Below are 15,363 nucleotides of genomic sequence, written 5' to 3' on the forward strand. Positions count from 1 at the left end.
ATAAAATAACTAACGTGAGTTCTATATAAGAAAAGTGTAGCTTACGCTACAGAAATCTTATAAATCTTTAAAAAATCAAACAAAAAGGCAACAAGTTGCCTTTAGACACATACTCTGCTATGCCAGCTCGCAGACTACGCACAGATTACACGGATTGCACGGATAGTCTTCAATTGATATTTGATAATTGACAAATGTGATGCGCACGGATTGGCAACTGCGTTGCTGGATTTTACAGATTAAAATATAAACACAACTGTAAATCAGCATTATATATATCGAACTGTCTTTATATTAATCACTAATCGTTAACCTCTAACCATTATTCTTCACTTGTAAAGGTACTGGCAGGGAGGTTGGCTTGATTTACTAAATTGGCATCGGTAACAGGGGTAAAGGCGTAGCGCACGGTTTTAGGGGTAGCGACTTGGTCGCTGGTTACTTTCACTTCTTCACCTACTATTTCGGCGGTAGCAGGATAGAAAATACCATTGCCGTCAGAAAGTTCAAAACCGCGTAAGGGCTTGCCATCGGCGGTATGCAAGCCTTGTGCATACTGAAAAGAAACTGTGGCTACTTTCCCACTGAAAGTCGCTGAACGGAACAAAGGTCCTGAAGGGATTATATTTGTCCTGCCATAAGTATCATTCAAAGCCCATTGCGCTAAGCGTTCGCCTATGGGTTGTTTGTTCTTTGGGTGTACATCGGTGGGGTGACCGTGGTCGTAAGATACTGCCATTCCGCTGTGTGGTATGTCTTTCATCAATCGACGTTGACTGTCTCTAAACCAACCCCACGACGGACGGTTGATACTGGATAGCTGTACGTAGTAAAAAGGCATTTGTGGATTGCCAAACTCAGTGCGCCAACTCTTCACCAATAGAGGAAACAACTTGCTATGAGCGTCCTTGTTATGCGCATTCGATTCGCCTTGATACCATATTACCCCTTTGATAGCATAATGGTTTAAAGGGAGTATTCCCGCTTCGAATAAATAAGCAGGCTCATAGGGGTGACGTTGGAGCTTATCCGTAGACTTTTTGATGTTCTTGGAAGCACGAGAGCGCACCCAATCCATTATAAAATCGTTTTCACGCCAATTATAAAGAATACTTGGGAAGTTGTATTCCAAAGTACGGCGGTCTATCCACGCTTCGGTAGGTGAGCCCCCCACAGCATTACAAATGAGCCCCACAGGCATATCCAAATCTTTTTGAAGGGTACGACCGAAGTAATAAGCTACCGCAGAAAAATGGCTTACTGTTTTAGGAGAGCACACTTGCCACTGAGCAGGGCGGTAATATTGCAAATGGTTGAGCGAATCTAATACTGAGGCATTCCATTCTACGGGGTCGGTACGCCAGCGTTCTTTCATATCAAACAGACGGATATTAGGATTATCGGCTTGCGGAATATCCTTTTCGCCCGTAGAAGTTTGATTCATATAAAACTCCATATTCGATTGCCCTGAGCAGAGCCATACTTCGCCGGCTACTACATTGGTAAAGGTACGTTTTTCTTTACCTGCTGTGATTTGGAGCGTATAGGTTTCTTTGGCAGTAAGTGGCGATAAGGTTACTTGCCATTTGCCATTGGTATCGGCGGTAGTGGTGAGTTGTTGTTTGCCTATCTTCACAGTGATTTTTGTACCTGTATTGGCGATACCGCCCAGGGTGAGAGGTATGCCGTGTTGCAACACCATATTATCGGAATAGATAGCGGGGAGGTGCAAACCTCCGTAATCGCCTGTAATGGCACTGTAAACTACCTGTGCCAAGATAGCCGCCCCTTGAACATTAGGGTGTACCGCATCGGGGAGCATTTGAGGGAAGTGATATAGAGGCTCGTGGAAGTCGATAAGTTGGACGCCCGCTTGCTTGGCGATGCGCTCTATGGCTTGTTGTATTTCGGCGTGCCAATCGCGGGTGCCAGATTCGAATCGCTTATGGCGATGTGCGAGTGGGGTCATACGAGCGATGAGGATACGTGCTTTGGGGTTCGCTTTTTTAAACGATGCAATGAGAGACAGATAATCTTTTACGAAATCATCGCGGTAGTTAGGCCAGTTGCGAGGATCGGTATCGTTAATACCTAAATGAATGACCACAATATCTGCTGCAAAGGCGAGTGCTTTTTTGTATTCTTCTTGCTGAATGTAAGGCTTATGCCCTTTGCTGAGCAAAGTAGCTCCTGAATGACCAAAGTTTTCCACCTCATAGCTTTTTCCTAACTGACGTTGAAGCACCGAAGGATAGCTGTTTTGTTCGCGGTTTTCAATACCATAGCCATAGGTAATACTATTGCCTACACACGCCACTTTAATAGGCTTTTTTTGTGCACAAGCAAAGACGGTAAGGAGTAAGAGTGCGATAAAGAAAAGTTGCTTTTTCATTGGTTAGTATACTTAGAAAGTAAGAATGTTTTATATTAAATTACAAAGATAAGAAAAAAAGCGTTAGGTTGTATACAATTAAAATTAGAGAATTTGGGTGCGAGCCGCACGGGCAGGGAAATGAGAGAATGAGGAAATTAGAAAATGAGAAAATGAGAAAATGAGGTGCGAGCCGCACGGGCAGGGAAATGAGAGAATGAGGAAATTAGAAAATGAGAAAATGAGAAAATGAGGTGCGAGCCGCACGGGCAGGGAAATGAGAGAATGAGGAAATGAGGGAAATGCCAATAATACCTTTTTAACTTTGCCAAAGGTGCGAGCCGCACAGGCAAAAACTTTGGCAAAGTGCATACCGCAAAAAGTGACGCATAGGAGCTATCGGAAGGAAACGGAGAAGTTCGGAAGGGGGAAGGGAGAGTTTTTGATGAAAAAAGGGTGTAAGGAGGGTGTGGTTAGCTTATAGAGAACTTATAGGAAGCTTATACGAATCTTGGACGATTGGTATAGAAAGGGTATATAAAAGGTTGATTCATAATATGATACAACGATGCAAAAAATGGTAAAAACAGGGTTTCGAGGCGAAAGAAAAGGGAATGGGCACTAGGCCTTAGGCCACAGGCAATAGGAGGGAGTGTGACGGAAAATCAAAGAAAACCTCCCCCTTCTCACATACTCCGCTCTCGCGGGGCACATACCCAGCTGTCGCTGGCTACCTCCAAAGGGGGAATGTAGTGACGGAAAGGAGAAGGGATAATTAGGGAATTAGAAAATTAGAAAATTAGTAAATGGGGAATTGCGAGCCGCACGGGCAGTTAAATTAGGAAATACCATTAACTTTGCCAAAGTTTCAAACTTTGGCAAAGTGTTATGATGCATAGGTAATAGGGGGGAGTGTAGTGACGGAAAAGGGAATTAGTAAATTAGAAAATGAGAGAATTAGCAAATTTGGAAATTAGTAAATGGGGGTACGAGCTATAAGAAACGCACCAGCGAGGGACAAACGAAGAGCGCCACAAACTTTGGCAAAGGTGTGAGTTACACAGGCAGTGTGAGCGACACGGGCAAAAACTTTGGCAAAGTTGATACTCCTACAAAGCAATCTCCAATGAGGTCGGGCAGAGAGAATGGTTCGGACTTGTGAGACGAGTGGAGGGAGAATAATGACGGAAGGGTGATTTTAGAGTAGTGTAGGGGAGAATTTTTGTGGTTTATAGAAAAAATCATCATTTTGAAACGTTAAAATTGCTTAGGTGGGGTCATTAAGATACGGTGTTTTTTACACATATAAAAAAACGCATCAAAAGCCGTTTTTAGCATTATAATCTTCATAAAAAAGTATAAATAGGCTATTTTTATATGTTAATTATTCACAAAACATAAAAATATAAAAAGCTGAAAAACAGCTTCAAAAATGTTAATAAAAATATAAATGTGTTAAATATGCACATTTTTTTTGTAAAAAAATAGTGCAGTAAAAAAATAATGAGTATATTTGCTGAAAATTTTGCACACTATAGCTACGTACTATATAGGTGTTGTGAGATAATTAGTAATTTTATAGCAAGAAAATAGTTTAAGTAAATTTTTATCGACAATGAAAAGAATAGTATTGTTAATGCTCGCACTATGCACAATGGGAGGGAAAGCTCTTTCGCAAGAGCTGAACTTGCCACAAATGAACCAATATTTGGCAGATAGCGAATTTCTTATTGCCCCTACCTATGCAGGTATTGGGGACTTTGTGAGAATACGTCTTTCAGCAGGCACTCAATGGGTAGGCGTTAAGGGCGCTCCTGATTATCAATCGCTTGCGGGAGATATGCGTTTAGGAGAACGCAGTGGCGTGGGGCTTATGCTTTATAATGACCGCAACGGGAATACCAAGCAAATGGGGGGTAAAGCTACGTTTGCGCACCACCTTACACTTGACCGTTATGACAACCACTTTATTTCATTTGGTATTTCGTATGCCTTGAACACTTTTAGGATTGATATCGACAAGTTCGACAATATTCCTGACCCACAAGTTACTAACGACCGCTTTACTGTGAATCACAACTTTGATGTAGCGGTGCTTTACCGCTATAAAAGATGGTTTGTAAACCTATCTGGTTTAAACATCTTAAACAAGGATATTGAGCGTTTCTACAAAGAAGAGCCTAAGGCTTTGCGCAACTACCTTGTTTACGCAGGATACCGTTATAAAAAAGACAAGAACAGTCGTTTTGAAATAGAGCCTTCAGTACTCTATCAGTACTACGAAAGCGACGGGCGTTCTACTACTGATTTTAACCTCAAATTCCGCTGGATGGATTTAGACGATTATTATTGGGTAGGGGTGAATTATCGCTCGTTAAATGACCAAATCTTCAAACCACTAAACATTGGTCCTATGGCAGGGCTCAAACGCGGAATGGTATACTTTGCATACTCTTACCAACTCCACTTAAACGAACTTATCAGATACAACTCAGGAACTCACGTGATAACCTTAGGTCTTGACCTATTCCAAGGAGTAAGTAACTGTAAATGTGCACAGCGATAGTAGTATAACAATATAGAATGCAACATATTATCTTAAAGAACATACGCGTTCGCGCCAATCACGGGTGCCTTGCTGAAGAGGGCATTATAGGGAGTGATTACCGCGTGGATGTGAAGGTGAAAGTTCCTCTTGAAAAAGCTATTAAGAGCGACCGACTTGCTGACACGGTAGACTATGTACACTTGAACAAGATTGTAAAAGAAGAGATGGCTATACGGTCGGAATTATTAGAGCACGTAGCGGGTCGTATTATAGACAGGATATTCAAAGAGCTTTCTGAGGTTCAGAAGATAACACTTGAAATTGCGAAAATCAATCCCCCTATTAATGGCGACGTAGCCTCGGTGAGTGTAAAAATAAAACAGAAAAAACTTGCTAATTAAAAAAAAGGTAGTAACTTTGCACGCTGATACTACAAAACATAAAAAGGCATCGTGGCCGAGGGGCTAGGCAGAGGTCTGCAAAACCTTTTACAGCGGTTCAAATCCGCTCGATGCCTCACTTTTTAACTAAATAATTAATCCACAAAGTAAAAATTTCAAAAAGATGACAAACGTTTTAGACAAATTCATTCAGGATGTAAAAGAGAACATTCCTGGTTTTATCGCCGTTTCAGTAACTGAAGTACGTTCAGGGGTTTCTTACGGTGCAGAATCAGTAGATCCTAGTTTTGACCCTAACTTAGGTTCTGCTTATAACTTAGAGGTAGTGAAGGCTAAACAAAATGCACTTCAAGCATTAGGATTGGCTACTAAGGAAAAAATAGATGAGATTGTAATTGTTTTAACTGACCAAAATCACATTATTGATGTGTCAGCAAATGGTAGTTATTTCATTTATTTAGTAGTAGACTCGACTAAAGCAAACTATGGTATAACAAGAGCTTTACTCGCTAAGTACAAAAAAGATTTAGCAGCTATATTCTAATCACAGCTCTAATTCCCACAAAATTAAGTTAGTAAAAGATTGTAAAGAAGTTATTATTAAAAGAAAGCTACCGTATTGGTAGCTTTTCTTGTATCTTTGCCCAATTACAAAATATAATGGAAGCTACTGCAAAGACCTATACCGTACAAGAGGCAAAAGAGCGACTGGAAGCCTATTGTGCCTACCAAGAGCGTTGCCACCGCGAGGTAGTAACAAAACTGCGTGCGATGGGTATGATACCTTTGGCTATTGATGATATAGTGGTACACCTGATACAGAACGGCTTCCTAAACGAAGAGCGCTTTGCTAAAAGCTTTGCCCGTGGTAAGTTTCGCATCAAAAAATGGGGACGCGTGCGCATAGAACGGGAACTGAAAACCAGAGGACTTTCGGATTACAATATTGAAGTGGGCTTAGAAGAAATTGACGAAGAAGAATACATAGATACTTTTGAGATAGTGGCTGAGAAAAAACAAGCTACCATTAAAGAAAAGAACCTTTATAAAGCTAAAGCTAAACTGGCTAATTACCTACTGTACCGCGGTTGGGAGCCGGATTTGGTTTATGAGAAAGTAGAAGAATTATATGAAAAGTAGAGCACAGGAATCAACGAACGCTATAGAGCGTATGTATGTAACGATGAGACACCTCTTTTCAAGGGGTTTCTATAAACCTATGGGTATCTCGGGCGAGGCACTACGGGAATCACTGCTGGTATTGCGCCCAGAAATCTATGGTAGTATTGCTGAGAGCAAATCGGAACTGAGCGGGCTTATTTACGTACTTGACCGTCTGCCTGAAGGGATTGAGCAGTGTAAATACATCAACCTAATTGCTGATGAGGGATACCGCCAATCGCACTTCAAGCCTATTATCCCGCCGAAACGTCGCCGCAATTGTTACCGTATAGACCCTGAGCAGATGAATATTGAAATCACTCGTGGTCGTTCGGATATTTACGACGTGCTTACGCACCTTACTTTCCTATTTATAGAGTCACACAAAATTGCTGACCGCATTCTGTTAGACGACAATAAAATTTCGCACGATTGGGCAAAATTAGAAGCCAATATACAAAAGAATAAACTCACCCTTGCCGAGCGTGAGGCTACCTTTATACACATAGGCAACCTTTTAGGGCGCACTTTTGAAGAGGTGCTGGGGGCTTACAAAGCCTTAGCTACTCCTACCCTACCCGACCGCTTTATCCACATTATTTACTGGTTAGGCAAGCTCGCTCTGAACGAACGCGTGAACGACGATAAGCGCACTATCACCTTTAGCACTGTATTGCGCGAGCGTATCGGGCATCATCTGCACGGAGAGATATGGGCGGAACACATCAAGCATATATTACTAAAAAATGGACTCTTAGAACGCCCGTTACACATCATCAGTGCCAATATGCACAGCGTGATGAACAGCTTGTTTGCTGAAAAAGCACTTGCCAAAGAAGTGGAAGTAAGCTCACGCATAGAACTCTTCGAACTCCTAAGTCTGCCCGAAAGTGAACCTTTACGCAAAAAAGTGAAGGAATACGCTCATAAACACGGAATGATTTCGGTAGACGATACTTCTGGCACAAACATCGATGTGCAACTGTTTGATACTGCCAAAATAGACTTTACAGATACACCATACGAAGTACATCATCTTGAAAAGGGAGAAAAACCTGTGATTTTTGTAATGGACTACGCTTTTGGTGAACAAGCCTTTGAGACCATAGATGAGCTACTAAAACCTTACCACAAAGGAGGCAAGACCTATTTCTTAGACGTGCTTTCTATCTCAATTATGGGTAAGGCAGGCATCTTGGAAGGTGAGAAAGGAGACCTAATGATTCCTACTGCACACATCTTCGAAGGTACAGCAGATAACTATCCTTTCCACAACGAATTTACCAAAGCCGACTTTGAAGGTAATGGACTGAAAGTGTTTGAGGGCTCTATGATTACTGTACTGGGAACTTCGCTACAAAACAAAGATATATTAAAATTCTTCCTACACTCTACGTGGAATGCAGTAGGCTTAGAGATGGAAGGTGTACATTACCAAAAAGCCATACAGTCGGCATCAAAAATACGCAAGAGTATACGTGAAGATGTGAAAGTGCGTTATGCCTACTACGCTTCCGACAATCCTTTGGAAACTGGTAGCACTCTTGCCTCAGGAGGCTTGGGCACTACGGGAGTAAAGCCTACCTACCTCATCACCTTTAAAATATTAGAGCAGATTTTTAATTAAGAGCGAGCCTCACAGGCAGTCGTAACAGTACAAACAATTAGAGTGAGCGACACAAGTATTATTTTTAGAGGGTACGCTTTTTCAGAAAGCATTTGCTAATTTGATAATTAATTCCTACCTTTGTACCTTAAAAATATTAGTGTGATCAAAATATGAAAAAAATAAGCTTTGTACTGATAGCGTTGTTGGTCGCTATCGCTTGTAAGAAGAATGTAAATTTCAACAGCGACCCACTAGCTTTTAAAGATTATATTTCAGGGTATACCTCAGGGCTTATCTCTGCTCACTCAGGAATAAAAATACTACTGAACGAACCCTTGTCGCAAGACAAAATGGACAAGGTGAACGACCTTAACCTCTTTGAAATTTCGCCTAAGGTGAAAGGAAAAGTGGTGTGCGTAAACCCTACACTTGTAGAGTTTGTGCCTGAAAAACCTTTGGTTCAAAACACAGAGTACCGCGTGTCGTTTCACGTGAAGAAGCTCTATGCAGTACCAAAAAAGGAACTGGAGATTTTCAACTTTACAGTGAAAACTTTTCAACAAGCCTTTCGAGTAAGGTCAAACGAGTTACAGTCGTACAACCGTGATTATTATTTTCTTAGTGCTGAACTCTTGGCTAATGACCAGATACCTTACGAAACTGCTAAAGAGATTTTAAAAGCAACTCTTGATGGGAAGAAAGTAGGTGTAAAGTTCCAGTCGCAAGGCACTAATAACAAGTTTGTGATTATCTTCGACAGCTTGCCTCGTCTCAACAAAGAACAAACTCTCCAAATAAAATGGGACGTTAAAGACATACCAGAAGAAAACCTCATACCTTTTTCTTATACTATTCCGCAAAAGGGGGTATTCAAGGCACTGAACGCTAAAACCGATGGTGCCAATCAGGCTTTCAGTGTAAACTTTTCTGACCCCTTAGAAAAAGAGCAAGATTTTACAGGACTCATAAGCCTCAGCAATACCAATACAGCACTGAAATACAGTGTAAACGGCAACGTGGTGAAAGTCTTCCGAGAGGAGCAAAAAGAAGGCGACTACAAGGTACACGTTTCTAAAGGTATCAAGAATATCTACGGAGACCGCTTGGAAAAAGAAGCGACTTTTGACATCAAATTTTTACAGCAGAAACCCGATATTCGCTTCCTTAAGAGCGGTACTATCCTACCAAGTTCACAGAATTTGAAAATCAACTTCCAAACTATCAACTTGCGCGCGGTGAATGTAACGGTATACCGCATTTTCGAGAACAATATCTTTCAGTTTTTACAAGATAACGATTTGGGCGGAGGCTCGTATATACAGCGTGTAGGCAAGCCTATTGCACGGAAAGTACTCAAACTGAACGACAGTGCGCTCTATCCGCTGAACGAGTGGAATACTTATTCGCTCGACCTTGCTTCGGTGATTACGCCCGAACCAGGGGCAATTTACCGCGTAGAATTAGGAATGACCAAAAACTATTCACTCTACGCTTGTGGTGCTAAAAACGAAGAACCTCTTGACCTTTCGTTTGAACAAAAACCATTAAATGACGACGATGTAACCTACTCTCAATACTATGATTACGACGAAGAGTTCTATTGGGAAGAAGACGAGGATAGTCCTTGTAAAGACAATTATTACTACGGCAGAACGGTGGGTACCAATGTGCTTGCTTCCGACCTTGGGGTAATTGTAAAAAAAGGACAAACGAACAACTTTACCATAGTAGTAAACGACTTGCTCACTACCAAACCGGTAGATGGAGCAATAGTAGAGGTATTCAGCTACCAACAACAGAAAATACAAGAAGGCAAAACCGATAGTAAGGGAATACTACGGTTAAATCTCAGTAGCCGTGCTTACTTTGCCAAAGTGAAAAAAGACAAATTCACTACTTATGTGAAGTTAGACGACGGCGCACCACAGTCGGTAAGCAAATACGATGTAGATGGTATGCGCTTACAGAAAGGGCTCAACGGTTTTATCTATACCGAACGTGGCGTATGGCGACCCGGTGATAGCATTTATGTGGGCTTTATATTGAACGACTTTGCCCAAAAGACCCCTGAAAAACTGCCTATCAAACTGCGCTTTACCGACCCTTATGGCAAGGTGATTGCTGAACGTATGCAGAGTAGCAACCCTACTAACCAGTATGTATTTGGACTGAAAACCAACTCCGATGCACCTACGGGCAACTGGAATGTGAGTATCTCGGCAGGGGCTACAAAATTCAGCAAACGCATCAAGATTGAAACCATTAAGCCTAACCGCTTGAAGATAGAGAACAACCTCAACGGTAAACTTATCAGCCAAAAGGGCGACAATGTGCGCTTGCAAGTGTTGTGGTTACACGGCTCTCCAGCAGGTAATACAGGTGTGAGCGTGAAAGCGAAGTTCTACCCCTTAGAAACTGCCTTCAAAGGTTATGAAAAATACGTATTCAACAATCGCGCTTATCAGTTTGAGAGCGAAGAGATGAACGTATTTGAAGGGCGTACCGATAGCAACGGGAATGCGAATTTCTACTTCAGAACGAACGACTTAGATGCTCCTGGTATGCTAAAAGTGAACTTCCTCACCCAAGCCAACGAAAGTGGTGGCGATTTCAGTACCGATGTGAGTACCGCCTCTTTCTCACCTTATAGTGAGTACGTAGGTTTACGCTTGCCCGAAACCAACAAATACGATTATTACAACACCCAACAAAACCACACTTTCGATGCAGTAGTACTCAGTGAAGACGGCAAACCGCTCAGCCATAAAGACGTATCGGTAACCGTGTATAAAGTAGGCTGGAACTGGTGGTGGGACGCCTCGAACCAGAATATCTCTACCTACAATAGCAGTAGTAGCAATGCTATTTACACCACTAAAAACATCACTACCGACAGCAGTGGTAAAGCACGTTTTACACTCAATATTCCGGATGCCGACTGGGGTCGCTATTTTATTATGCTTACCGATGACCAAAGCGGTCATAAGTGTGGCACAACTGCTTATTTTGATTGGGGTGACTGGACTGGCAAATCGCGTGGCAGTGAGGGTAGTGAAGCGGTAATGCTCGCTTTGGGTACTAACAAAAAAGAATACAGCGTAGGTGAAAAAGCTAAGATTAGTTTTCCGTCAGACAAAGGCGGTCGTGCGCTTATCTCGGTAGAAAACGGCAACGATGTACTCGAAACTCACTGGGTAGAGACCGCTAATAAAGAAACTACTTTTGAGGTACCTATCACCAATAAAATGACGCCTAATGTGTATTTCTATGTTACCCTCTTGCAACCGCACAACAAAACGCTCAATGATGCGCCTATACGCCTCTATGGGGTGATACCGGTGAAAGTGGTAGACAAGAATACCGTCCTCAATCCTATAATCCAAATGCCCGAGCGATTGGTACCTAACCAAAAGGTACAGATAAAAGTAAGTGAGAAATCGGGTAAACCGATGACATACACTTTGGCTATCGTAGAAGATGGACTCCTAAACCTCACCCGCTTCAAAACTCCTAACCCTTGGAATACTTTCTTCAGCAAAACTGCTCTTGGAGTAAAGACTTGGGACGTGTACGATGATGTAATAGGTGCTTATGGAGGTACTATCAATCAAGCGTTCAGTATAGGAGGAGATGAAGATTTAGGCGGTGCCGATGCACAGAAAGCAAACCGCTTCAAACCCTTTGTGATATTTAGAGGTCCGTTTGAACTAAAAAAAGGAGCAGGCAATACCCATACCGTGAAAATTCCTAACTATATGGGTTCTGCTCGTGTGATGGTAGTAGCCAGCGATGTGAAAGGCAATGCCTATGGTAGTGCTGAGAAAAAAGATATACCTGTGGTGAGTCCGTTATCGATTTTAGGTTCCTTACCACGCAAAGCAGTGCCTAATGAGAAAATCGTGTTGCCGGTAACCGTTTTTGCTATGGAAAAACAAGTGAAGAACGTATCGCTACAAGTAGAGACTAACGGTTTGTTTAAAGTAGTAAGCTCACGCGACCAACAGTTGCACTTTGAGAAGACAGGGGAGCAAATGGCTTACTTTGAACTTGAAACCACCTCGCAAACAGGTATCGGTAAGGTGAAAATCATTGCTACTTCGGGTAAGGAAAAAGCGACTTATGAGGTGGAAATGGATGTGTACAACCCTAATCCCGTTACTTATGTAGTACAAAACGCCGTACTACAAGGCGGACAGTCGCATTCTCTAAACATCAATCTCTTTGGTGAAAAAGCCAAAACTGTATTAGAAGTATCGAGCTTCCCAGGGGTGAACCTCACCCAGCGTTTGGGTTATCTTATCGCTTATCCACACGGTTGTAGCGAGCAACTCACTTCGGGGGCGTTCCCTCAACTTTTCTTAGCTGACTTTGTAACCCTTTCTAAAGAAAAAGCGGACGAGGTGAACCGCAATGTAAGTGCTACCATTAGTAAATTGTATGAAAACCAACTCTCTAATGGAGGCTTTACCTATTGGAAAGGAGGCAAATATGCCGATGATTGGGTAACCTCCTATATAGGTCAGTTTTTTGTAGAAGCCGAGAAGAAAGGTTATGTATTGCCCTCAGGTAGCAAACAGCGTTGGCTCGACTATCAGAACAATGAAGCGCGCCAATGGCGTTACGAGGGTAAATACCAAAACGATTTCGCCCAAGCCTATCGCCTCTATACCTTGGCTCTTGCCGGAAATCCTAACATAGGTGCTATGAACCGCTTGCGTGAACTCAGTGAGCTCACTCCTAACGCTAAACGCACTTTGGCAGCTGCCTACGCTCTTGCCGGACAAAAGCAAACCGCTGAAAAGCTCTTCCAAACTACTTCCATAGACGACGATGCCGATAGCTATTACGGCTCGGTGTTGCGCAATAAAGCAATGGCAATGGAAACCGCTTTGCTTATCGGTAGGAAAGAAGATGCAGGACGCTGGGCATTGGAAATTGCCGAAAAGCTCTCGACTAACGATTGGCTCAGCACTCAAACTACAGCCTATTCGCTTTATGCAATGGCAAAATACGTACAAAAGAACAAGAGCGGTAGAAATATAGCAGCTAGTTATACTTTGGGTGGTAAAACCGAAAACTTAAAATCTACCGAGCCAATACTACAGAAGACGCTTGCAGCCAAAGGCAATGAGACTTTACAAGTGAAGAACAACGGCAACCAAACCCTCTATGTACGCCTCATTACCAGTGGTATATTACCTGTAGGCAAAGAGTTGGCTATGCAAAACGGATTGGCTCTTAACACGACTTACCGCGATAACAACGGACACACACTTGATGTGACCAATTTGCGACAAAGCACTCAGTTTGTAGCTACTATTGAGATAACAAACCTCACAGGGGAGAGAGTAGACAATGTAGCACTCACCCAAATTATCCCTTCGGGCTGGGAGATTGTAAACACTCGCTTTACGGATTACGACGAAGGTGATGGCAACGGCTATATAGACTACACTGATTTCCGTGACGACCGTGCGAATTTCTACTTATCGCTAAAAGCCAAACAAACGAAGTATATCAAGCTCAAGCTAAATGCTTCGTATGCGGGACACTATTATCTGCCGGGTACTTATGCTGAGGCAATGTACAGCAACCGCTACAACACCCGTACCAATGGTAAATGGGTGGAGGTAATTAGGAAATGAGAAAATGAGAAAATGAGGGAATGAGGAAATTAACAAATGAGATGTGATATAAAAACTGCCTGCAGTAATGTGGGCAGTTTTTTATTTGAAAGGTTTCTGAGAAGCTCGGAGGTGCGAGGTCGTAACACGGCAACCGTAGCACGGCAGACAATCGTAGCACGGCGGGCAATCATAGCACGGCAGGCGAGGAAAAAATTAGCAAATAGGGAAGCGTTGAGGGGTTCGGAAGATATCGAAAATATTCGGAAGAGAGGAGGGAGAGTTTTTGGTGAAAAAAGGGAGTAAGGAGGGTGGGGGTAGCTTATAGAGAGCTTATAGGAAGCTTATACGAATCTTGGACGATTGGTATAGAAAGGGTATATAAGTAATTGACTTATAACACGATATAACAGTGCTAAAAATGTTAAAAACGAGGTTTCGAGGCGAAAGAAAGAGGAAGAGGCACTAGGCCTTAGGCCATAGGCACTAGGAGATAACATCCCCCTAGCCCCCAGGGCTGTTACATAGAGTTACAAATGTTTGATTTATAATATATTAAATTCATAAGTTCTTTGAAATTAATGATACTCCATTCCATAGCTGACTTGATAGAGTCTTTTCCATTAAGACGAAATAGGTTAATTGATATATTTCTCATTATTGAAAGATTCTCAGGAGCATTACCTGATTTAGTCTTACTCTTGTCCTCTTTCATTTGTACATCTTTCACCCAGTGCAAACGATTTTCTATACCCCAATGAGAACGTATGTGATTAGCAAAGAAATCAGCCTTATTCTTAGCTACACTGCTAATATGGTAAACTATCTCTATTGTCTGACCTTTCTTTGTTTTGACATAACGTGTTGTTTCTATAATTCGCTTTATACCAAACCATTCAGGAGAAATACCCTCTAAATTTTTATAAACTTTGGTAATACGCAATTCATCACGACCTCTTAGCAAAGAACACTCTTGGTAAGTGTGCATTAAATACTTTTTTGTAGCAACATTTGCTTTTATTTGCTCAAAAAGCTTTTTTTGATTACCTTTTACTTGTACTATGTAGTCATTTTTTGACTTTATAATAGTTTCAAGAGTTTTTTTGACAATGTAAGGCATCTAAAGTGATTATTTCACCTTGAATGTCTAAGGCTTGTAAGAGTCTTTGAACGGTATAAATTTCAGATTCTTTTTTGTTCTCTAATTTATCACAAGCTAATACAATGCCTCTTTGTGAAGCAAAAACACTTATCAATGAAACAAAATTCTGATAGTTATTTTGAGTGTCTTTAATAGTTCCTGCAATAGCCTTTCCATCAACAGCAAGTGTTTCACCTTGACACATTGGTAAAAATTGGGCAGTCCACTGATTGAATTTTTGGGCAAAATCATCAAAATCAATTTCCATAAATATCCTTCTAATAGAGCCATATGTAGGTACTTTACAGAAAGTTAGATACTTTTTAAACTCCCATTGGTTTTCTTTGAGGAAACGGCCTATTTCTCGATAACCAGTATAACCTGACATTATTGCTGTTAGGCACATAATCAGGAAGTTAGGCATTTTATGGCGGATACCGCGTCTTTTTCTAGTATCCTCTATACTAGATAACATTTCTATCAGTGTCATAGACTTTTACATTTTATT

7 protein-coding genes, 1 tRNA gene and 1 pseudogene are annotated in these 15,363 nt (G+C 41.7%); 7 read left to right on the plus strand and 2 right to left on the minus strand.

Annotated elements, in window-relative coordinates; genetic code table 11:
- Positions 1 to 322: 322 nt before the first annotated feature.
- Positions 323 to 2,392, minus strand: a complete 2,070-nt coding sequence (locus ACSQ7D_RS12285) for a GDSL-type esterase/lipase family protein (RefSeq protein ID WP_437136413.1) — start codon at positions 2,390 to 2,392, stop codon at positions 323 to 325.
- A gap of 1,594 nt (positions 2,393 to 3,986) precedes the next feature.
- On the opposite strand from ACSQ7D_RS12285, the gene ACSQ7D_RS12290 reads away from it, so the two are divergent.
- The 7 genes from ACSQ7D_RS12290 (at position 3,987) to ACSQ7D_RS12320 (ending at position 13,735) form a co-directional block, all read left to right on the plus strand.
- On the plus strand, positions 3,987 to 4,937 hold the full coding sequence (locus tag ACSQ7D_RS12290) for a PorP/SprF family type IX secretion system membrane protein (RefSeq protein WP_009411039.1): 951 nt from the start codon (positions 3,987 to 3,989) through the stop codon (positions 4,935 to 4,937).
- Between the two features lie 17 nt (positions 4,938 to 4,954).
- The gene (folB, locus tag ACSQ7D_RS12295) at positions 4,955 to 5,320 is read left to right on the plus strand and encodes a dihydroneopterin aldolase (protein ID WP_264861034.1); all 366 of its coding nucleotides are present in this window, start codon (positions 4,955 to 4,957) and stop codon (positions 5,318 to 5,320) included.
- A gap of 45 nt (positions 5,321 to 5,365) precedes the next feature.
- Positions 5,366 to 5,436 (plus strand) — tRNA-Cys (locus ACSQ7D_RS12300).
- Between the two features lie 47 nt (positions 5,437 to 5,483).
- Positions 5,484 to 5,864 (plus strand): hypothetical protein, encoded by a 381-nt coding sequence (locus ACSQ7D_RS12305; RefSeq protein ID WP_178958161.1) that lies wholly within the window; start codon positions 5,484 to 5,486, stop codon positions 5,862 to 5,864.
- Positions 5,865 to 5,980: 116 nt separating this feature from the next.
- Positions 5,981 to 6,460: a regulatory protein RecX gene (locus ACSQ7D_RS12310; protein ID WP_053581482.1), complete on the plus strand. Its 480-nt coding sequence runs from the start codon at positions 5,981 to 5,983 to the stop codon at positions 6,458 to 6,460.
- A complete protein-coding gene (locus tag ACSQ7D_RS12315) occupies positions 6,450 to 8,108 on the plus strand; it encodes a DUF6909 family protein (protein WP_289013181.1) in 1,659 nt (552 codons plus the stop codon). The genes ACSQ7D_RS12310 and ACSQ7D_RS12315 overlap by 11 nt, the downstream gene beginning before the upstream one ends.
- Positions 8,109 to 8,260: 152 nt before the next feature.
- Entirely contained in the window at positions 8,261 to 13,735 is a 5,475-nt protein-coding gene (locus tag ACSQ7D_RS12320) for an alpha-2-macroglobulin family protein (RefSeq protein WP_437136414.1), read from the plus strand.
- 499 nt (positions 13,736 to 14,234) lie between these two features.
- Here ACSQ7D_RS12320 and ACSQ7D_RS12325 read toward each other — a convergent pair.
- Positions 14,235 to 15,345, minus strand: a pseudogene (locus ACSQ7D_RS12325) (ISAs1 family transposase).
- Positions 15,346 to 15,363 lie beyond the last annotated feature (18 nt).

The sequence above is a fragment of the Capnocytophaga sp. G1920 genome (assembly GCF_051417515.1).

What these genes read in the sequence shown, in the direction of transcription:
- ACSQ7D_RS12285 (WP_437136413.1), bottom strand. Translation starts at nt 2,392, where the DNA reads ATGAAAAAGCAACTTTTCTTTATCGCACTCTTACTCCTTACCGTCTTT.
- ACSQ7D_RS12290 (WP_009411039.1), top strand. Translation starts at nt 3,987, where the DNA reads ATGAAAAGAATAGTATTGTTAATGCTCGCACTATGCACAATGGGAGGG.
- folB (WP_264861034.1), top strand. Translation starts at nt 4,955, where the DNA reads ATGCAACATATTATCTTAAAGAACATACGCGTTCGCGCCAATCACGGG.
- ACSQ7D_RS12305 (WP_178958161.1), top strand. Translation starts at nt 5,484, where the DNA reads ATGACAAACGTTTTAGACAAATTCATTCAGGATGTAAAAGAGAACATT.
- ACSQ7D_RS12310 (WP_053581482.1), top strand. Translation starts at nt 5,981, where the DNA reads ATGGAAGCTACTGCAAAGACCTATACCGTACAAGAGGCAAAAGAGCGA.
- ACSQ7D_RS12315 (WP_289013181.1), top strand. Translation starts at nt 6,450, where the DNA reads ATGAAAAGTAGAGCACAGGAATCAACGAACGCTATAGAGCGTATGTAT.
- ACSQ7D_RS12320 (WP_437136414.1), top strand. Translation starts at nt 8,261, where the DNA reads ATGAAAAAAATAAGCTTTGTACTGATAGCGTTGTTGGTCGCTATCGCT.